Source organism: Rheinheimera sp., from assembly GCF_965283995.1.
Classification (GTDB): Bacteria; Pseudomonadota; Gammaproteobacteria; order Enterobacterales; family Alteromonadaceae; genus Pararheinheimera.
The window spans coordinates 1,689,295-1,706,589 of sequence record NZ_CBDIQG010000001.1 but is presented as its reverse complement, the minus strand read 5'-3'; the positions used below and the strand labels follow the sequence as shown (position 1 = coordinate 1,706,589).

22 protein-coding genes are annotated in these 17,295 nt (G+C 53.2%); 12 read left to right on the top strand and 10 right to left on the bottom strand.

From position 1 onward, the window contains the following. Nucleotides 1-37 precede the first annotated feature (37 nt). From ACQ66Q_RS07845 to ACQ66Q_RS07825, 5 genes are all read left to right on the top strand, one after another. Nucleotides 38-652, top strand: a complete 615-nt coding sequence (locus tag ACQ66Q_RS07845; RefSeq protein ID WP_430456287.1) for an RNA polymerase sigma factor — start codon at nt 38-40, stop codon at nt 650-652. Then, on the top strand, nt 639-1,337 hold the full coding sequence (locus ACQ66Q_RS07840) for a hypothetical protein (protein ID WP_430456286.1): 699 nt from the start codon (nt 639-641) through the stop codon (nt 1,335-1,337). The genes ACQ66Q_RS07845 and ACQ66Q_RS07840 overlap by 14 nt, the downstream gene beginning before the upstream one ends. A gap of 98 nt (nt 1,338-1,435) precedes the next feature. Then, nucleotides 1,436-1,951, top strand: coding sequence for a M48 metallopeptidase family protein (locus ACQ66Q_RS07835; RefSeq protein WP_430456285.1), 516 nt, complete (start codon nt 1,436-1,438; stop codon nt 1,949-1,951). Beyond that, on the top strand, nt 1,938-2,396 hold the full coding sequence (locus ACQ66Q_RS07830) for a gamma-glutamylcyclotransferase family protein (RefSeq protein ID WP_430456284.1): 459 nt from the start codon (nt 1,938-1,940) through the stop codon (nt 2,394-2,396). The genes ACQ66Q_RS07835 and ACQ66Q_RS07830 overlap by 14 nt, the downstream gene beginning before the upstream one ends. 70 nt (nt 2,397-2,466) lie before the next feature. Next, nucleotides 2,467-3,741 carry a serine hydrolase domain-containing protein gene (locus ACQ66Q_RS07825; protein ID WP_430456283.1) on the top strand — a complete coding sequence of 425 codons (1,275 nt, stop codon included), beginning with the start codon at nt 2,467-2,469 and terminating at the stop codon, nt 3,739-3,741. Between the two features lie 75 nt (nt 3,742-3,816). On the opposite strand, the gene rlmA is transcribed toward ACQ66Q_RS07825, so the two are convergent. From rlmA to ACQ66Q_RS07800, 5 genes are all read right to left on the bottom strand, one after another. Then, the gene (rlmA, locus tag ACQ66Q_RS07820) at nt 3,817-4,632 is read right to left on the bottom strand and encodes a 23S rRNA (guanine(745)-N(1))-methyltransferase (protein WP_430456282.1); all 816 of its coding nucleotides are present in this window, start codon (nt 4,630-4,632) and stop codon (nt 3,817-3,819) included. A 60-nt stretch (nt 4,633-4,692) separates the two neighbouring features. After that, complete coding sequence (locus ACQ66Q_RS07815) at nt 4,693-5,166, bottom strand: SRPBCC family protein (RefSeq protein WP_430456281.1); 474 nt, start codon at nt 5,164-5,166, stop codon at nt 4,693-4,695. A gap of 110 nt (nt 5,167-5,276) precedes the next feature. Beyond that, a complete protein-coding gene (locus tag ACQ66Q_RS07810) occupies nt 5,277-5,669 on the bottom strand; it encodes a VOC family protein (RefSeq protein ID WP_377247906.1) in 393 nt (130 codons plus the stop codon). Between the two features lie 21 nt (nt 5,670-5,690). Continuing rightward, nucleotides 5,691-6,326, bottom strand: a complete 636-nt coding sequence (locus tag ACQ66Q_RS07805; RefSeq protein WP_430456280.1) for a response regulator — start codon at nt 6,324-6,326, stop codon at nt 5,691-5,693. After that, nucleotides 6,323-7,516 (bottom strand): sensor histidine kinase, encoded by a 1,194-nt coding sequence (locus tag ACQ66Q_RS07800; RefSeq protein WP_430456279.1) that lies wholly within the window; start codon nt 7,514-7,516, stop codon nt 6,323-6,325. The genes ACQ66Q_RS07805 and ACQ66Q_RS07800 overlap by 4 nt, the downstream gene beginning before the upstream one ends. Nucleotides 7,517-7,688: 172 nt before the next feature. On the opposite strand from ACQ66Q_RS07800, the gene ACQ66Q_RS07795 reads away from it, so the two are divergent. The 4 genes from ACQ66Q_RS07795 (at nt 7,689) to ACQ66Q_RS07780 (ending at nt 10,823) form a co-directional block, all read left to right on the top strand. Next, nucleotides 7,689-8,438, top strand: a complete 750-nt coding sequence (locus tag ACQ66Q_RS07795) for a hypothetical protein (RefSeq protein WP_430456278.1) — start codon at nt 7,689-7,691, stop codon at nt 8,436-8,438. Between the two features lie 37 nt (nt 8,439-8,475). Continuing rightward, nucleotides 8,476-8,802, top strand: a complete 327-nt coding sequence (locus ACQ66Q_RS07790; protein WP_430456277.1) for a DUF440 family protein — start codon at nt 8,476-8,478, stop codon at nt 8,800-8,802. A gap of 52 nt (nt 8,803-8,854) precedes the next feature. Beyond that, on the top strand, nt 8,855-9,472 hold the full coding sequence (locus ACQ66Q_RS07785; RefSeq protein WP_430456276.1) for a HutD/Ves family protein: 618 nt from the start codon (nt 8,855-8,857) through the stop codon (nt 9,470-9,472). Nucleotides 9,473-9,566: 94 nt separating this feature from the next. Beyond that, nucleotides 9,567-10,823 carry a dienelactone hydrolase family protein gene (locus ACQ66Q_RS07780; protein ID WP_430456275.1) on the top strand — a complete coding sequence of 419 codons (1,257 nt, stop codon included), beginning with the start codon at nt 9,567-9,569 and terminating at the stop codon, nt 10,821-10,823. Here ACQ66Q_RS07780 and ACQ66Q_RS07775 read toward each other — a convergent pair. Together ACQ66Q_RS07775 and ACQ66Q_RS07770 are read right to left on the bottom strand one after the other, a co-directional pair. Next, the gene (locus tag ACQ66Q_RS07775; protein ID WP_430456274.1) at nt 10,793-11,593 is read right to left on the bottom strand and encodes a S1/P1 nuclease; all 801 of its coding nucleotides are present in this window, start codon (nt 11,591-11,593) and stop codon (nt 10,793-10,795) included. The two genes, ACQ66Q_RS07780 and ACQ66Q_RS07775, sit on opposite strands and share 31 nt — an antisense overlap. Then, nucleotides 11,593-12,429, bottom strand: a complete 837-nt coding sequence (locus ACQ66Q_RS07770; protein WP_430456273.1) for a 23S rRNA (adenine(2030)-N(6))-methyltransferase RlmJ — start codon at nt 12,427-12,429, stop codon at nt 11,593-11,595. Before ACQ66Q_RS07770 ends, ACQ66Q_RS07775 begins: the two co-directional genes overlap by 1 nt. 141 nt (nt 12,430-12,570) lie before the next feature. Here ACQ66Q_RS07770 and ACQ66Q_RS07765 point away from each other — a divergent pair, with 141 nt between their 5' ends. After that, on the top strand, nt 12,571-13,551 hold the full coding sequence (locus ACQ66Q_RS07765; RefSeq protein WP_430456272.1) for a tRNA/rRNA methyltransferase: 981 nt from the start codon (nt 12,571-12,573) through the stop codon (nt 13,549-13,551). Nucleotides 13,552-13,660: 109 nt separating this feature from the next. Beyond that, the gene (locus tag ACQ66Q_RS07760) at nt 13,661-14,188 is read left to right on the top strand and encodes a GAF domain-containing protein (RefSeq protein ID WP_430456271.1); all 528 of its coding nucleotides are present in this window, start codon (nt 13,661-13,663) and stop codon (nt 14,186-14,188) included. 67 nt (nt 14,189-14,255) lie between these two features. Here ACQ66Q_RS07760 and ACQ66Q_RS07755 read toward each other — a convergent pair whose 3' ends face one another. From ACQ66Q_RS07755 to ACQ66Q_RS07745, 3 genes are all read right to left on the bottom strand, one after another. Beyond that, nucleotides 14,256-15,023 (bottom strand): DUF4097 family beta strand repeat-containing protein, encoded by a 768-nt coding sequence (locus ACQ66Q_RS07755; RefSeq protein ID WP_430456270.1) that lies wholly within the window; start codon nt 15,021-15,023, stop codon nt 14,256-14,258. A 221-nt stretch (nt 15,024-15,244) separates the two neighbouring features. Continuing rightward, on the bottom strand, nt 15,245-15,877 hold the full coding sequence (locus ACQ66Q_RS07750; RefSeq protein ID WP_430456269.1) for a lytic transglycosylase domain-containing protein: 633 nt from the start codon (nt 15,875-15,877) through the stop codon (nt 15,245-15,247). Between the two features lie 5 nt (nt 15,878-15,882). Beyond that, entirely contained in the window at nt 15,883-16,452 is a 570-nt protein-coding gene (locus ACQ66Q_RS07745; RefSeq protein ID WP_430456268.1) for a YkvA family protein, read from the bottom strand. 177 nt (nt 16,453-16,629) lie between these two features. Here ACQ66Q_RS07745 and ACQ66Q_RS07740 point away from each other — a divergent pair, with 177 nt between their 5' ends. Then, nucleotides 16,630-17,292 (top strand): M24 family metallopeptidase, encoded by a 663-nt coding sequence (locus ACQ66Q_RS07740; RefSeq protein WP_430456267.1) that lies wholly within the window; start codon nt 16,630-16,632, stop codon nt 17,290-17,292. Nucleotides 17,293-17,295: the final 3 nt, after the last annotated feature.

The window sequence follows — 17,295 nt, the reverse complement described above, 5'->3', positions numbered from 1 at the left end:
TGGCTGGTTGCCGTGTATCGAGGCAGGGGGATGTTGTATGGGATGGAAATGGCTGAACCGGCTGGCAGTAGTTGGCCGCCCGCAGGCGGTGGGGATGATGCAGGCAGAGAGCCGGTTGTTGTTGCTGCAATACCAACAACAGCCCGATCCTGCGCTGCTGCAGCAGTTATTTTTGCGCTATGCCGATGCTTTGTATCACTTTTTGCTAAAACAAAGTGACGCCGAATTGGCGCAGGACCTGAGTCAGCAAGCCTGGGTTCAATTAATGTTGCATGCCGGCAGTTATCAGGGACAAAGTTCAGTCAAAACCTGGCTGTTCAGTATTGGCCGCAACCTGCTGATCGATGAGTGGCGCCGGCAACGCCCGCACGCAGAACCGGAACTATTGGAACAACTGAGCGATCCTATGGCAAAACCGCTGCAACAATTGCTGCGCGCAGAACAACTCGCAGATTTAGATCAGGCGATCCAACGGTTGCCATTGTTGCAACGCGAAGCCTTGCTGCTGCAACTGGAAGATTTTTCGTTGGCACAAATCAGTGAAATTACCGGTGCCGGTGCTGAAACCGTGAAAACCCGGCTCCGCTATGCGCGCCAACAATTGCAACACTGGCTGACGCCGGCTGAGGAAGAGAGCAATGACGACAGATAAATCAGTGCCTGTACCACCGGGATCTGCTACCGACAGTGCTGCATCGCCGGAAACAATTGCAGAGCAGCAACTGGATCAGACATTGCGGCGCTGGCATCAGCACAGCAAACAGCAACACCGACTGGATAGCGCACAGCGTCTTGCACTGCATCAGCTGGTCGTGCGGGAAAAACCGCTGCGCCGCAGCGGGCATTGGCAACGCGGTGTGCAGCAAGTGGGCGCGCTGGCTGCTTGTATTTTGGTGTTAGTGGTCTGGTTAACGCCGCCCGAATTAATGTACCAGATTGAGCAACAACAACAGGGTTTGTATACCATTCAAATCCATCAACTGGCGCCGGCAACAGCGCAACAACAGCCACAGACTGAGTCAAGCGGCTCCACGGCACAACAACGGCAGCAGCAATATCAGCTGGTGTATCAGGATTATCTGCGCAGCCAGCAACAGGTTGCCCGCACGGTCGCAGTTTGGCGGGAAGCGACAGCAGATGGCTGGCAGTTGCAGAGTTGTGATCATTTGCAAGTGCAGGTGCAGGCCGATTTATTGGCGGCACTTAAACAACAGCAAGCAGATCAACAGCAGTGGCACCAGCTGGAACAGAGTCGCTTTTTGCTGCTCACTACCGGTGCCCAAGGACAAATTCTGGCGTTAAAACCAGGTCTGGAACCGCCGCATTGTGCGATTTGATGTCCGTTGCGCGGGGCGCTGGCTTGGTCGGTCAGGCGGCGACAGGTACAATAACGTTTTAGCAGACGCTATTGCGGTGGCAGAGGGGCAAACAGCCGGTGGATTTACCTTATTTACGCCAATATCCGGAAACGATCCAGCAGCAGGTTCGGGCTTTAGTACAGGCCGGCACTCTTGGCAGCACATTAAAAAAACGCTATCCGGATGCTGTCCACGACATTCAATCGGATGCGCGCCTCTATGAATTTACCATGGCGCTGAAACAGCAGTTTATGCGCAGCTCAGCGCCCATCAGCAAAATTTGTTTTGATCCTAAGATCCATATCGTCAATAACGCGCTGGGGCTGCACAGCCAGGTGAGTCGGGTGCAGGGCAAAGCGCTGAAAAGCAAAAATGAAATTCGCGTAGCCAGCCTGTTAAAAACCTTGCCTTTGCCCTTGCTCAAAATGATTGTGGTACACGAATTAGCGCATTTGCGGGAAAAAGATCATAACAAGGCGTTTTATCAATTGTGTCAGCATATGGAACCCCAGTATCATCAACTGGAACTTGACCTGCGGTTGTTTCTAACCTGGCAGGATCTGGCTGGAGGAGCACCGGATGCAACCAACTGAGCATATTTTCGTCTACGGCTTATTGATGTTTCCGGAGATTGTTGAAGCCATCACCGGCCAACGGTATCAGATGCTGGATGCGGTGTTAGCGGACCATCAGCGCCGTGGCCTCAGTCAAAGCCCGCTCGATGCACCTGTGCCGGTGTTGACCGAAGCGCCGGGTCGTGTGCAACAGGGCAAACTGCTGCTGGACGTCGGTCCGGAAGCCGTCAGAGCACTGGATTTTTTTGAAGAGATTGATTCTGGTCATTATGTAAAAAAAGCCGTGCGGGTACAGGCCGCAGGGCAGTGGTATTCGGCATTCTGTTATGCGATTGGCCCGGTTTTAACACCTTATATTTCAGGTGACTGGCAACCGGAGTTGGTCAGTGAGGCGCAAAAAGCGCATTTTATTCAGCAAGTGATCCCGCAGATGTTGCAGGCATTGGCAACAACAAAAGCCTGATTTTGTTGTGACAGTGCTCTTCGGCAGGCCTGAGCTGCCCAGCTGTGACCGCGGGACAGGACATTCATCTATGTGGAAATTAACTGCAGTCGCAGGCCTGTTTTTGTGGGCTGGTTCTGTGCTGGCTGCCCCTTCGATCGACGAATTCGCCAATCAGTTTCATCGCGAATTTCAGCAAAAAATGCAAAAAAATCGGGTGCCCGGCGCTGTGTATGTCATTGTTAAAAATGACAAAATTGTTCGGGTCGGTGCTTATGGTGTCCGTTCGGTAGGCAGCAAAACGCCGGTGGACGCCAATACGATCTTCCGCCTGGCTTCAGTGTCAAAAACTTTTGCCGGTGCATTAGCGGCCCAGGCTGAGCATGAAGGTCGCTTTGACTGGAACGACCGCGTCACCCGCTATGTTCCGGGTTTGCAGTTCCGCAGTCAGGCGATGACAGCGCAACTGAAAGTCGAACATTTACTCGGACAAAATGCCGGTTTAGTCGACAATGCGTTCGATGAACTGATTGAAGCCGGTCAGACACCCGCACAAATCCTGCCTAAATTTCAGAATATCAATCCACGCTGTGTTCCTGGGCGTTGTTATGGCTATCAGAACGTGTTGTTTAGCCAGATTGAAACAGTGCTGCTGAAAACCACAGGTCAGCCTTATGAAAAGCTGATGGACCAGCGCATTTTTAAACCGCTGCAAATGCATACCGCCAGTGTCGGTTATGCTGGCTTCCTGGCCAGTAAAAACCGCGCCATGCCGCACATCGGTACACGAAAGGGCTGGGCTGAAACTAAAGTGGTACCGACGTATTACCGGGTCAATCCGGCCGCCGGCGTCAATGCCAGTGCGATGGATATGGGCAAATGGCTGATTGCACGCTTGGGACACAGGCCGCAGGTACTTTCGGCGGCCGTGCTGAAAGATATACAGACACCCAGGGTAAAAACAGCTGACAATCTGCAAGGCCGTACCTATGGGCCTTATGTGTCGACCGCACAATATGGTCTGGGCTTACGGATTTACCAATTTGGCCAGCATAAGGTGTATCACCATGGCGGACTGGTGCGTGGCTATCGCACTGATATGTCGTATTCGCCGGAAGCAGGCCTCGGCGTGGCTGTGTTGGTGAATGCACAAACTAATGCGGTAGCTGAGCTTGGCAGTTACTTCTGGCATGAAATGCTGGACACGCCGGCGCAAGCAGTGCCGGTACCGCCCAAAAAAGCCGCTAAAAAGCAGGTGAAGAAGCTGACCAAAAAGACGCAGAAAGCACCGGTGAAGAAGAAGCCGGCACCGAAAAAAACTGCTCAGAAAAACGCAGCTCAGAAAAACGCTGCAGCAAAAAAATGACGTACACAGGCGCTATGTCATTGATTTGATGTAGCGCCTTCAGTCACTTCTTTCGGGCACCACGGACCGACCTATCTAGTCTTTCTGATACAAATCGAGATAAAAATCCAGCTGGATCGCCGGCAATTGCTGGCAGAGCGTCTCACGCATTTGTGTGTTGAGTTTGTAGGCCAGCGGGATCATGTCAATCAGTTGCAGCATGGCCGCCGCATCAGGTGCTTGCCACAAACTTTGTAAGCGCTCACGGCGCACATGGTGAAAGCCTGTTTCGGCTTTCACCGTATCCGCATGTAGCCGGACTTCACTATAGGCTTGTTGTTTAAACTGCAGCAAATGCTCGGGTGCCGGACTCACTGTTAACAGATAACCGCCCGGGCGCAGCACTCGCGCCATTTCTGCGGCATCAGAAGGCGCATATATCCGCAACAGAGCAGCAAAAGCGCCATCAGTGAATGGCAGGGCATAACTGCTGGCAACACAACACTGCAGCTGTTTGTAGCGTTTGGCGGCATAACGGACTGCGGTTTTGGAGATATCGAGGCCATAGACCGTTAAACCTGGTAGCGCGTTGGCGAGTGCAGCGCTGTAATACCCCTCACCACAGCCAATATCCAGCAGCGCAGCGGGACTCTGTTGAACCTTGCCTTCTAGCACAGCAGCGAGCTGCTGATTAATCGCATTTGATAAAAACTGATAATGGCCGGCGTCCAGAAAAGCACGACGAGCCTGGATCATCTCGGCATTATCGCCCGGATCGAGTGACTTCTTTTGTTGCACCGGCAACAGATTGACATAACCTTCCCGCGCCATATCAAACTGGTGACCATGCTGACAACGCCAGGCGTTTGCTTGCTGGTTCAGTGTTTCAGCACAAAGTGGGCAACGATACATCTGATCTCCGGGGCTGGCGCAAAAGCGGCGATTATAGCCAAGGCCAGCGCGCCCCGCACCTTAATTCAGGATCTCGCCAGGTTGGTATTCGCGGTCATTCAGCTCTGCCATCAGCCCGGCAAAAATATGCGTCCAGCCTTCAATTAATTGCTGACGAAAGGGCGCCCACTGGCCTGATGTCTGGTGACTAAGCACCAGCTCACAGCCTAACGGATGGGATTGAAACTGCAGTTGCACCATGTCAGGTTCACCCCGACCTGGTTGGGTGCCACTCGTTGTGCAGCTGAATAACAATAAGTGAGGCTTGTGGATTTGGTGATATTCACCGGTGTGCACCCAAGTGCGGCCGTGTATCTGTTCTGTCACGCGGAATTGATGATTGGGTGCCAGTTCAAGTTGCAGATGGTGCATCCGGCCCTGCGGCGTGGCGAACATCCAGCGACCGGCCTGATGCTCGGCCAGCCAATGGTCAAATACCTGTGTGGGAGGCTGACGAAACAAATGACGCACCTGGACAAGCACCGAATCGACCATCACCCCACTCCTTGTTGGCTGCAGTTCCCGGCAGCAGTGTGCCGGTCTGCTCAGTGTAGGAGTGGGAATGTGACTTGCCCAAGTCAGGTTGATGATTTGTCACAAAAATATCAGCTATTTTTCCGTTCAATCAGGTCCCATAAGTTGCCATACAGGTCGGCAAACACGACAACAGTGCCATAAGGCTCCACACGTGGTTGTTCGTTAAACACGACACCTGCAGCCAGCATTCGTTGATAATCACGCGTAAAATCATCAGTTTGCAGGAATAGCCAGACACGGCCGGCGCCCTGACGGCCAATCAGCGCCTGCTGTGCTGTATCACTGGCGCGAGCCAGTAACAAAGCGGAACCACTGTCGCCCTGCGGCGCCACCACAACCCAGCGTTTTTGGCCTTGCGGAGTATTTTCTACCAGCCGGAAGCCGAGTTTCTGGCAATAGAATTCGATAGCTTCGTCATAGTCGCGTACGAGCAGACTCACGAGGGCGAGTTGTTGTTGCATGATGCAATTTTCCTGAAAGAGTTAATGCAATAAACCAAGGTCGATCGCTTTCAGCACCGCTTTGGTTCTGTCGCGCACGCCTAGTTTACCTAAAATGGCTGACACCTGATTTTTCACTGTGCCTTCGGATTTAAAGACGGCGGCAGCAATTTCCCTGTTACTGAAACCGGCCGCGAGCAGTCGCAGTACTTCCAGTTCTTTTGGCGACAAACTCTCCGCCTCAGTATGGCCGGCAGTGTCATTTCGGGCCTGCAGGATACGGTCGGTCAACGCCGGTTGCAACAAAGAGCCGCCGGCTGCGACGGTTCGAATGGCTTGAAGCAGGATATCTAAAGCCACATCTTTGAGCAGATAACCGCGGGCACCAGCCAGCATCGCTTCCAGCACTTGCTGATGATCATCAAAAGTAGTCAACATCAGCACCGGTACGCGGAGCTGCGCTTGTTGTAATAAGCGCAGCGCGTCAATGCCATTGACCAGCGGCATGCGGATATCCATCAACAGCACATCCGGCTGAAACTGTTGCACCAGCTCGACCACGTCACTACCGTCTGCGGCCTGTGCGACGACGTCTATCTCCGCGTCCAGCTGCAATAAGCTGATGATGCCCTGACGGACTAAAGTCTGGTCGTCAATCACAATCAACCGGATACTCATGCGATCTCCGCCGGTAATTCAATATCGATCTGCAATTGTTGCTGCTCATTCGACAGCAGCAGCTTGCCGCCAGCCTGTTCAATCCGCTCGCGCATACCGGTCAGGCCATTACCTTCATGCAGTGGCCAGTGTGCTAGCGCCCCGTTGTCGCGATAGCGGAAAAACAGCTGCTGTTGATGGGTCCACACCTGCAACTGTGCCTGCGTGGCGCCACTGTGGCGGACACTATTAGTCACCGCTTCCTGACTGACACGGAACAACAGGGCGGTTGACAGTGGGTCTGTCGGCAATCCGGGTGGAATTTGCAAATCTAACTGCAGTTGCGGCACATTCTGCGCCAGTGCTTTGAGTTGCAAAGCCAGCTGCGGCAGCGCGGGTTCGCGCAGTTGCGAGACGGTGTGGCGGATCTCCTGCAACAGCTGTTTGGCTAAATCATGGCAATGATTAATTTGCCCCGTCAAGGCTTGCTGTGGCGCATCTGGTGCTGAGTCATCTGCCACCAGCTGGCTGCTTTGGTAGCCTGCCACTTGCAGCTGGATCACCAGTGCCGTCAGATGATGACCGAGGCTATCGTGTAGGTCGCGCGCAATGCGCAGGCGTTCTGCATCGGCTGCTTGTATTGCCAATTGCGACTGTGCGGCCAACAGCGCCTGATGCGTTTTTGCCAAGGCTTCGCGCGCCAGTTTTTCCTCACGGGCTTTGCTCATGGCGTACATGGCAAAAAACTGAAAAGTACCACAGACCAGCACCATCAGACCTTCGCCAAGCTGCAAACCGTTCTGACTTTGCATGATCAGCACCGGCAATAACGCCGGCGCGATCATCAGATATAACCAGCGTGCCGGCACAAACCAGGGCAACAGACAAACCCATAACACACCAAGTCCGGCAGAAAAACCATTCGGCACCAGCACAGCCGTGGTTGTCATCGCAGCCCACATCAGCAACAACGCGACTGTTGGCGTGGAATGCTCTTCACAGGACTGACAATAAAAAAACAAGCCAATAAACAGCAATAAACTGGCTGCGCACAGCAGGCTGAGCGGATGCCAGTTGCCATAGGTGTGCATGGCGCCACTTTGCTGGATATAGGCAAACACCAACCAGCTCAGCACTGCAGCCAGATTTTCTTTTTGCAGCCAGCGCGACGGTGGTATATCCGTTGGCAAGGGGACAGCAGGGTGAGTCATCAGTAGCTCGTCGTTAGATCTTCCATCAGCAGATGCCGCAGTATGCGTGAGGGCAGGTTCTGCCGGCAATAGGCCGGAAGTCATAGTCACGATCGTGACTTCCGGCACTGTGGCACCGTCCGTTAAACCGGCATGCTGACTACAGTGAATCCCACAACAGCCTGGAGGGCCTATGCAAACTCTGCATCAGTATTTATTAATTCTGCACATTATCAGTGGTGTGTTGGCATTGTGCGTGTTCTGGGGGCCGATGCTGGCAAAAAAAGGCAGTCCCTGGCATGTGCGCAGTGGCCGCTGGTACAGTCAGCTGATGTATCTGATTTGTAGCGCCGGGATCCTGATGTGCACGCTGGTGCTGAGTGCGCCACTGACGGTGAAAGCGGCTGATTTATCGCCAGGGCAAGATCCCGTCAAGTTTGCGGCCGCTGTACGGCAAATGTCCGGCTTTTTATTGTTGTTGTGCCTGCTGGCACTGATGAATTTGCGCCAGGGATTATTGGCCCTGCAGGCTGGCCCTGCGCGGTTGTCTTTGCGCCACTGGACCCATCAGGGCTTGGTGGTCCTGACTCTGCTTTGCGCGCTTTGGACTTTGTGGCAAGCGCTGCCGCGTCAGTTTGTGCTGGGGCAAATCTTTGGTGCGATAGCCTTGTTTAGCAGTGTTGGCTGCTTGCGTTACATCCACCGTGCCAGCGTTGAACGCTCAGATCTGTTAAAAGAACATATCGGCAATATGCTGGCGTCTGCGATTGCGGTGTTTACCGCGTTTTTTGCCTTCGGTGGCCGCAAAGTGTTGGATCTTGGCCCGGAGCTGCAGTTGCTGAGCTGGATCCTGCCGTCGATTTTAGGGATTGGCGCCACGCTTTGGTACAACAGACGTTATGCAAAAGGCCGTGCAGGCCTCAAGACGGCAGCGGTGCGCTGAGATATACTGTACCGCTATTTATCAGCGGGGATGTGGAATGTCGGATAGTTTAGAACTCTGGTCGATGGATGAACTTTGTGATCATGCCTTTGCCATTTTTGAAGAACTGGCCAGTGAAAACCTGAGTCCTGAGGACTATGCACTGTACCAGCAACATTATGAAACGCTGGCTTATGTTGACCTGGTTCCTGCCGGTGAAGACTGGCTGGAACTGATTGGTGCCGAGTTAGATGCCGAACTGCATCTGGAAGCGCTGATTGGCCTGAGCGGCACTGATGGCGCCCCTGATCTGGTATTAGCGCGGATCCTGCTGAGCCGGGAAAAACACGACGCGTTGTGCCATGCGCAGTGGCGCGGACAATAAGCGGCGTGGACGATAAGCAGCGTGTGCAATAAGTGGTCATGACGGAGCAACAATGACAATCAATGCCATGTTGATCACGGCATCACAGCAAACTGTGACGCAATGGGCTGGCGGCGAAACCTGGCAGCTGGCGATTGCACCTGCTGGAGCAACAGTCGCAGCCAGAGATTTTCACTGGCGTTTTAGCACTGCCACTGTGTTGCAATCCGGTCCCTTTACTACCTTCGATGGCTACAACCGTTATCTGGCGATACGCAGTGGCGCTGGCCTCGATCTGGCAGTGACAGCTTCAGGTGCTCCCCAGCAGCTGATACAGCTGACCAGCCCACAGCATCAGGCCTGTTTTGCCGGTTCGGCACTAACCAGTGCCAAGCTGCTTGATGGTCCGGTGTGCGATATTAATCTGATGCTGTCCGTCGGCTTGCAAGGCGGATTGCGGGCGTTGCAACTTTTCGCGCAGCAACCATTCACATTAAATAGCCTGGCCAACGCCAGTTGGTTGCTTTTTGCCGATGGCCTGCCAGCAGGTCAGCAGATACAGGTACAAAGCGGATCGCAGCATTGGCTGTTAGCTGCTGGTGATGTGCTGGTATTGCCCGAAGCAAGCTGCATTTTATCAGCAACCGTTGATTGTGCCTTGGTCGCGGCCTGGATCGCCGCACGACCATAAAGTCAGTCGGTATTGATTGCTGAAATGATGAATTGTCTATCGGTGGCAAAATCTACTGGTACTCAGACGCTGTTTTTGGCAAGCTCAGGTTTAAATGAACTTTGGGACTGCCGGCATCATGCTGCTCCACACGCTGTTTCTCCGTGATTTGATGGTCTTTCGCGCCGCAGCCTGGTCTGGCAAGGGGGCGCTGATACTGCTGTTGATATTTGTATTGTCGGCTCTTGCGCCGGCAGTAGCGACGGAGCCCGCAACGACACCTAAAGTCAGCGACGCCGCAAAAGCTGAAGCCTCTGAGCCAGCGCTGCTGGCACCTGTGCTGCGCTGGCCGGCGCCGGATGGAACTTTTTCTGACGCTGCTGCGGCTAATTTTGCGTTGTGGCAGCGACAAGCGAAGGCGCTGCTCAATAACGCCTTATTACTGCCGCCGGCAGATCCGGCCTTGATCGCGGCAGCAACACGGATCAAGCCTCAAGACAAAACCAGTACCGAACAGTGGCGACTGCAGTTATGGCAGCCGCTTGACTTGTATCTGTATCAACCGGAAAACCTGCGCCAGAGCGCAGTGAATGCAGTGATCCTGTTGCATGATCATGGCGCCGAATTTCGCATTGGCAAAGATAAATGGCTGCCTGCGGGGCAAAGCAAGGCGCCAGAGCTTGTCCAACAATGGCTGCAAAAGTATTTTGATGGCGTAGCGATCGCCGAACTACTGCGCGCGCAGGGTTATCTGGTGTTGCTGGCCGATGCGCCGGGGTTTGGTGCGCGCGGGCCGCTGCAATATGCTGAACAGCAACAGCTGGCGGCGAATTTGCAGGCGCAGGGGGCAAGTCTTGCTGGTCTGATGGCGCGGGAAGATCAAGCCGCAGCGGCATTTCTGGCGCGGCAACCCGGCGTGAAGGGCATCGCCGCCGTTGGCTTTTCAATGGGCGGATTTCGCGCCTGGCAGCTGGCGGCTTTGTCGGCAAATGTGGACGCTGCGGTGAGTGTCGGTTGGCTCAATAGTCTGCAGTTTTTACGCGAACCGACCAATAATTTCAGCCGCGGTCAGACCGCCTTTTACATGATCCATCCGGGGTTATATCGGCAGTTGGATTTACCGGAGATCGCCGCGCTTAGCACGCCAAAACCGCTGTTGTTTTTGCATGGTGATGAAGATCCGCTGATGCCGCGGCATCAGGTCGAACTGGCGTTTAAACATATTCAGTTGCGTTACCGGCAGTGCGGTGCACCAGGCCCTAAGTTGCATGTGGAGCAGGGGCAGGGCCATCGATTTGGCCAGGCATTACAGCAGCAGATGCTGCAATGGCTGGCGGAACTTCAGTTGCCAGTGGCAGGCTGCAACAGTTGATCAAGCTGCCACGCCAGCCGCACCGAGGCCTGTAGCAGGCGTTGTTCGATCACCGGACCGTCGCGGTCCAGCTCTTTCTGGCTAAATAACATGCCCGGTTTGTATTCTCGGTAAATACGCCGGGTTTGTTCAAGAGATTGCTGTGCCCAGACCAGCGGTTGACCGCTTTGCCAACGCTGTACCGCCGTCGCTTGCAGCTTTGCCAGTTTGTCTGCCGCAAGCTGCGGATCATCTGGATAGCCCAGGCTTTTTAGCATTGCTGTATCCCAGACGCCATGCAGGTTCCAAGGTTGACCAAAATAATACAACGCTGTTTTATTGCCGCCGAGGTCATCGGCGTAACTGACATGCAAAGGCTGATGCAGGTCTGCGATAAAATGACTATAAAACAACAGCGCTTCAGCTTTTTGCCGGGTATGGCCGCTTTGTTTCAGCAGCGCGCTGTAGTGCTGAATCGCACTCAACAGGCAGCCTTTGGCAGCACAATCTGTCGTTTTTAGCTGCTGTTGCTGGCGTGGCACGTTCAGATAATGAAAAGCGGCAGTAAACTGATAAGCTGGCTCGCGTCGCACTTCGTCCGGCCAGACACAGCCTTTGGCAAACTGTTGTTCCGGTCCTATCGCTAACAAGGCATCAATCTGTTGTTTTGTGATGGGCTGAACCAACTGATAAGCCAAGTCGCAGACCTGCTGATGGCCGATGCTACCAAATGCCAGCGCTTTGGCCGGCACTAACAGCAAACAAAGCGACAACAAAAAACTGTACCGCATTATTCCTCCACCAGTTGCTGAACTGTCCACTGCACCTGAGCACCCAGCAGCGGCGCGATTTCGCTCAGCGCCTCGCGCATGTCATTGGCCAGCGTATATGGCGGGTTGATCACCAGCATACCGCTGCCGGTCATGCCAAAACCGCTGCTATCCGGCAGCGGGCACAGTTCAATGCGTAATTGATTGCGGATACCGGTTGTGACAATCGCATCAATAACGGCCTCGATACTGGCGCGTTCAATCACCGGATACCAGATGGCAAAAGTCCCTTGCGGAAAACGTTGTACCGCCTGCTGCAGGCCTTTGACCAGATCCTGATATTCTGTTTTCAGCTCATAGGGGGGGTCAATCAGTACCAGACCGCGTTTATGCAGCGGCGGTAACATGGCGCGCAGGCCGGCGTAGGCGTCCATCTTTTCGATGCGGCAGTGCCGGCGACCCTGAAACTGGGTTTGTAACAGCGGAAAGTCCGCGGGATGCAATTCGGTCGCCTGAATGCTGTCGCCGTCGCGCAGTAACAGCCGGGCAATACCGGGCGACCCCGGATAAAACTGCAGTTGACCGTCCGGGTTCAGTTCACGCACCAGATCCAGATAGGTCTGCACTGCGCTATTGCTAGCCTGGTGCTGAAACAGCTTGCCAATCCCGGTCTGGTATTCGCTGGTTTTAAGCGCCTGTGCACTGTCGAGGCTATATAAACCGGCACCAGCATGGGTGTCGTGGTAGCAAAACGGTTTATCTTTTTTCATTAAATACATCAGGATAGCGACTTCTACCAGATGCTTGATCACATCGGCGTGGTTGCCGGCATGAAAACTGTGACGGTAACTGAGCATAAATATTCCGAAACGGCGCAAATTGGCGCCAGCTTACTGCAGCCAATAACAAACTCAAGTCTTTCTTCGATACCGCGGCTTTTTGCGTTAAACTGAAGGCTTTTCCGGCCTGCAGGCCCGTCAGATACAGGATTTTTTATCGTGGCATATCCGCCGAAAAAACCGAGCCAGACCTCATCATCCCGTCCGCCCCGTCAACGTGATACTGATGGCGCCTTATTGCAAAAACCATGGAAAGGCGCTGCCGGTAAAAATACTGAGGCAAAGCCTGCGCATGCGCGCCCGGACAGTGGCCGCCGGCCAGACCGCACCGAACAGTCAACAAACGTGCGCGCAGCCAAAGTCGCTGTATCGGCAAAAGCCGTCTCACCCGCGCAGTTGAAACAACAAGGCCAGCATGAAAGCCGGGTGCTTGGGGAAAATGCTTGCCGGGTCTGTTTTAACGAGCGGCCGGATGCGGTGATCAAAATGTACCTGCATGCCGACTATGCACCGCGATTTGCTGACGTGATGAAATATCTGGCGGTTAACAAACGGGCTTATCATATTGTCGATAACGCTGAACTGGAGAAAGTCAGTGGCAGCCAGCACCATGGCGGCGTGATCTTCGTGGTGAAAAAGCGCGAAGCGATGTCAGTCGCAAGCTATCTGACTTTGCACCGCAAAAAAACAAAGGATTGTTTGTTGGCACTAGATGGTGTTGGCAATCCGCATAACCTCGGCGCTATCGCCCGCAGTTGCGCCCATTTTGGCGTCAGTGGCATTATCCTGACGGCACCTGAAGCCTTGCAATCCGGCGCCGCAGCACGCACGGCCGAAGGCGGACTGGAGTTTGTTGAAGCACTGCAGACCGACCATCTGCCACTGGCACTGAAGCTGTGTAAAGAAGCAGGGTACACGCTGATTACTACGTCAAGCCATGCCGGGGTGTCTCTGTACAACAGCCAGCTGCCAAAAAAGGTCGTGGTGGTGTTTGGCGAAGAGATGCAAGGTGTCTCCAAAGCGGTCGCTAACAGTGCCGAAATTGCCTTGCAGATCCCGGGTACAGGAAAAGTTGAATCATTGAATGTCAGTGTGGCGGCGAGTCTTATCCTCGGTGAATGGTATCGTCAGCAGCAATAGGATTAAGCGACTTGCCGGTGCGATGGGGGAGCCTGACAATTCCCTCATCTGCGGCTATAACTGAATTAACTCCGCTGAGCGGCAGCGGAGCTTGTTTGCAGGAGACTTTATGCTCGACCAGACGGCCTTGTTACTGCTGATTAAAGCATTTAAAGATCAACAAATCTCGGCTGAAGCGTTCTACCGGCAGCTGACCGAAACCATCACCAAACAACTGCATTGTTCCCGCGCCAGCCTGTGGCTCTATTCTGATGCGCTGCTCAGCGAAATTATCGCTGTCGATTTATACGACAGCAATGAAGATGCGCACTATCAGGGCATTGCACTACATGAAGATGATTTTGCGCCTTATTTCGAAGCCATGCGCAATGACGGCGGTATTAATGCCCCAGATGCCGCCACCCATCCGGCGACATCCTGTTTTAACGAAGCTTATTTTGAACCGAATGACATTCTGTCGCTGCTGGATGTTGGCATCCGCTACAACGGCCAGTTGGTGGGGGTGTTTTGCTGTGAGCAGGTCGGCAGTATCATGGAATGGAATGCCAGCCAGATCACGTTCCTGGAGCAGGCAGGCAAACTGATTACTTTTGCGTTAAAGCCACAATTACAGGAAAAGTTTGCCGCATTGTTTTAACCATTGTCGCGCTGGAAAACAAAACGGGGCATCAGCCCCGTTTTATCTCGAGAAGCACAGCCTTTTATCATTCGCGCATATGGTCATCCGGCACTGTGATCCGGCCTGAGATCTGCTGGTAGCTCAGCTCGCCCGAACCATCATCATCCACGGTGAGGCCACCGGCCTGAGCGACACGGATATCCCCCGAGCCATCTTCAATAGTCACGGTGCCTTGGACCTGATTAATTTCGACATCGCCTGAGCCATCGGTCAAGGTCAGAGTGCCGCCGATCTGGCTGGCGCTGATATCGCCAGATCCATCATCAATACTGACGTTGCCGCTCGTTTGCGCCAATGACAAATTACCCGAACCATCTTCAATTGTGACCTGACGACCGCCAGAGACCTGCAGATTACCGGAACCATCCGCGATCAGCAGATCACCGGTTAAGCCTTCAACCCGCGTATCGCCTGAACCGTCTTCCAGTTTCAGCGCAAATCGTTCCGGCACCCGTACCACTAAATCGACCGAAGCGTTATCAACATAGCCAAAAGACACTTGTTCTTTATTGCGGGCAACCAGCACGGCAGCATTGCCTTTTGCTTCCAGCGTCAATTCCAATTGGTCGATATTATCAAAATTGATGCGTGCTTCGACTTCAATTTGTTCACGGCCTTTTTCACCAATAATATGCAGATCGCCGGCTTCTGTCTCGGCGACCAGTTGTTGCAGATTGTTGGCATTGAGTTGTAACTGGCGGTTCTGAATATGGGCAGGCTCGTTCGCGCCGACATGGATCACACAGGCATTTAACAGCGTTAACGAACAAATAAGTGGAACAATCTTTTTCATGACACGTCCTTTTTAGTGAGAGTACAGACTCGTGAGCAAAAGCTATACCAGATAAAATATCTATAAAAATCATATTCATGCTGAAATCAGCGCCAAGGAGCGCTGTGTGTTTCACCAAAATTTAGGCAAATTGGTGATGGACTTCATAGGCTCTTAAATGGGTAGTCGCGCCGGCGTTTTGAATGGTTTAAATCAGCTGCAAATAAAATTGCCGTAGATATTTATAGTGTGGTGGACTGTTGCTGATAGCGACGCAACAGGATATCCACGCGTTGCAAATATGCGCGGGTTTCAGCATAGGGTGGTACCCCAGCATGGCGACTGACAGCACCGGGCCCGGCATTATAAGCCGCCAGTGCCAGACGGCGGTTGCCATTAAATTGCTGCAATAAACTGGCGAGGTAAGCCGCACCGCCCTGAATGTTTTGTCGCGGCAGCCAGACATCGCCGACCCCCAGTTCTTTCGCGGTATCCGGCATCAATTGCATCAAACCTTGCGCACCCGCTTTTGAATAGGCTCTGGGATTAAAACCGGATTCTGCATGGATCACAGCACGAAGCAGACTGGGTTCAAGCTGATACTGACGGGCTGCAGTCTGAATTTCCTGATGATATTGCTGTAAAAACAATGGGGTCGTATGAAAGTTAACACTGGATGTGACGCCACAGGCGAAACAGTCGTAGCGTAATACTTTAAAAGGACTGTCAGCGGGTGGCTTATCGCTAAAAGCGACAACACCATTTGGCTGGGTGTATTGATATACTTTTAGTTGCTTGCTGTGAGCCGGCACGCTGGCTAATAAAAGCAGGCAGGCGAGGGCGCCTGCTGCTGTTCTCAGAGTGCCTTGTCTCATCCGGTTTAGCGACGGAACGAGAATACTGAGCGGAAACCGCCACCACCGGTGCTGCTGCGCTTTTCGGCGCGTCGGCGACGTAACCAGGAATGCAGTTCCTGTTTCTTTGTTTCCAGCCAGTCAGCTTTGCTGGTTTGAGCGTCCGGGCCGCGGCGTTCGATTTCGTTGGTACGGAAAGTACAAAATTGGCTATATGCTTCAAAGTCATCAGCCAGTGACTGAACTACCAGCTCGATCATGATGGCATCATCGAGGAAACCCAGTACCGGCAGATGGTCGGCAATTAAATCTTCCGGTTTAGTGAAGTAGGCCAGAGCAGACAGTACGTCCAGCTTTTCTTCTTCAGTCAGATCCCAATCTGTGTCTTCAACCATCGCCACTAGTGTTTCGAGTTGTTTTAAACGTATGGCGACAAATTCTGGCACCTGATTTTGTACTTCACCTGCCAACGCTTTTGCGGCGTTCAGGATCTCCTCGCTGCTATGATGACTGACTACACGCTCAGTTTTTTGCATTAATTGACGGAAGTAATCTAAATCCTGCTCTTGCAGGTCAAAGCTGATGGTCAGTGCCATGGTCGTTCCCTTGTTTTTTTGTTCGGAGTTACAGTATAGAAAGCAGACTTCGCAGCGACAAGCAAAGTCAGCCCGGCTGATTATTGCGCTAAAAATTACATCAATTCAACAAAATAAATACGCGACGCTCTACAAGGGCGGCTATCATGGGCCTTTGCTGAGGTTTCGGAGTTTCAGATGCAAAATCAATCGCTTGCTCAAGCTGTGGGTCCTAATTTTTCAATAGCTGCAATGCAACAGGCGCAGATGCACGCCTTGCAGGTACTGCAGCAACTAGCTACTCAGTTGCAGCCAGGGATGACTGAACATCAAGCCTGCGCGCTGGCGCAGCAATTGTTGCAACAAGCCGGCGCTGAACAGCACTGGCACCCGCCTATTGTCAGGTTTGGTCGCAATACTGCGAAAATCTATAGCGAAGTATCAGATGCCACAGTACGGTTGCAGGCAGAAGATATCTTTTTTGTGGATATCGGGCCGGTGTTTGCCGGTCATGAAGCCGATGTCGGCGCCACTTTTTGTCTCGGGCACAATCCTGAGCAGCATAGAGTGCAACAAGCTGTGCATCAGGTGTTTGAGCAGGTTGCAATGCACTGGCGTCAGACGGGGTGTTCTGGCGAGGCCTTGTATCAGTTCGCTGCAGATGCGGCAGCACGATATGGTATGCAGCTGAATCATCAGATTAAAGGTCACCGGGTCGGCGATTTCCCGCATAAACTGTATGCCAGCGGTCAGCTGGGGAGTTGTGACGGCGAAGTCCGCAGTGGTATCTGGGTGTTAGAGATCCAACTGTTGGATCCCGCCACTGGCTTTGGCGGTTTTGTTGAACAAGTGTTGTTTTAACAA

Excerpts from the sequence above, each read along its gene's own strand:
- ACQ66Q_RS07845 (WP_430456287.1), top strand. The coding sequence starts at position 38 with ATGGGATGGAAATGGCTGAACCGGCTGGCAGTAGTTGGCCGCCCGCAG.
- ACQ66Q_RS07840 (WP_430456286.1), top strand. The coding sequence starts at position 639 with ATGACGACAGATAAATCAGTGCCTGTACCACCGGGATCTGCTACCGAC.
- ACQ66Q_RS07830 (WP_430456284.1), top strand. The coding sequence starts at position 1,938 with ATGCAACCAACTGAGCATATTTTCGTCTACGGCTTATTGATGTTTCCG.
- ACQ66Q_RS07825 (WP_430456283.1), top strand. The coding sequence starts at position 2,467 with ATGTGGAAATTAACTGCAGTCGCAGGCCTGTTTTTGTGGGCTGGTTCT.
- rlmA (WP_430456282.1), bottom strand. The coding sequence starts at position 4,632 with ATGTATCGTTGCCCACTTTGTGCTGAAACACTGAACCAGCAAGCAAAC.
- ACQ66Q_RS07815 (WP_430456281.1), bottom strand. The coding sequence starts at position 5,166 with ATGGTCGATTCGGTGCTTGTCCAGGTGCGTCATTTGTTTCGTCAGCCT.
- ACQ66Q_RS07810 (WP_377247906.1), bottom strand. The coding sequence starts at position 5,669 with ATGCAACAACAACTCGCCCTCGTGAGTCTGCTCGTACGCGACTATGAC.
- ACQ66Q_RS07805 (WP_430456280.1), bottom strand. The coding sequence starts at position 6,326 with ATGAGTATCCGGTTGATTGTGATTGACGACCAGACTTTAGTCCGTCAG.
- ACQ66Q_RS07800 (WP_430456279.1), bottom strand. The coding sequence starts at position 7,516 with ATGACTCACCCTGCTGTCCCCTTGCCAACGGATATACCACCGTCGCGC.
- ACQ66Q_RS07795 (WP_430456278.1), top strand. The coding sequence starts at position 7,689 with ATGCAAACTCTGCATCAGTATTTATTAATTCTGCACATTATCAGTGGT.
- ACQ66Q_RS07790 (WP_430456277.1), top strand. The coding sequence starts at position 8,476 with ATGTCGGATAGTTTAGAACTCTGGTCGATGGATGAACTTTGTGATCAT.
- ACQ66Q_RS07785 (WP_430456276.1), top strand. The coding sequence starts at position 8,855 with ATGACAATCAATGCCATGTTGATCACGGCATCACAGCAAACTGTGACG.
- ACQ66Q_RS07780 (WP_430456275.1), top strand. The coding sequence starts at position 9,567 with ATGAACTTTGGGACTGCCGGCATCATGCTGCTCCACACGCTGTTTCTC.
- ACQ66Q_RS07775 (WP_430456274.1), bottom strand. The coding sequence starts at position 11,593 with ATGCGGTACAGTTTTTTGTTGTCGCTTTGTTTGCTGTTAGTGCCGGCC.
- ACQ66Q_RS07770 (WP_430456273.1), bottom strand. The coding sequence starts at position 12,429 with ATGCTCAGTTACCGTCACAGTTTTCATGCCGGCAACCACGCCGATGTG.
- ACQ66Q_RS07760 (WP_430456271.1), top strand. The coding sequence starts at position 13,661 with ATGCTCGACCAGACGGCCTTGTTACTGCTGATTAAAGCATTTAAAGAT.
- ACQ66Q_RS07755 (WP_430456270.1), bottom strand. The coding sequence starts at position 15,023 with ATGAAAAAGATTGTTCCACTTATTTGTTCGTTAACGCTGTTAAATGCC.
- ACQ66Q_RS07750 (WP_430456269.1), bottom strand. The coding sequence starts at position 15,877 with ATGAGACAAGGCACTCTGAGAACAGCAGCAGGCGCCCTCGCCTGCCTG.
- ACQ66Q_RS07745 (WP_430456268.1), bottom strand. The coding sequence starts at position 16,452 with ATGGCACTGACCATCAGCTTTGACCTGCAAGAGCAGGATTTAGATTAC.
- ACQ66Q_RS07740 (WP_430456267.1), top strand. The coding sequence starts at position 16,630 with ATGCAAAATCAATCGCTTGCTCAAGCTGTGGGTCCTAATTTTTCAATA.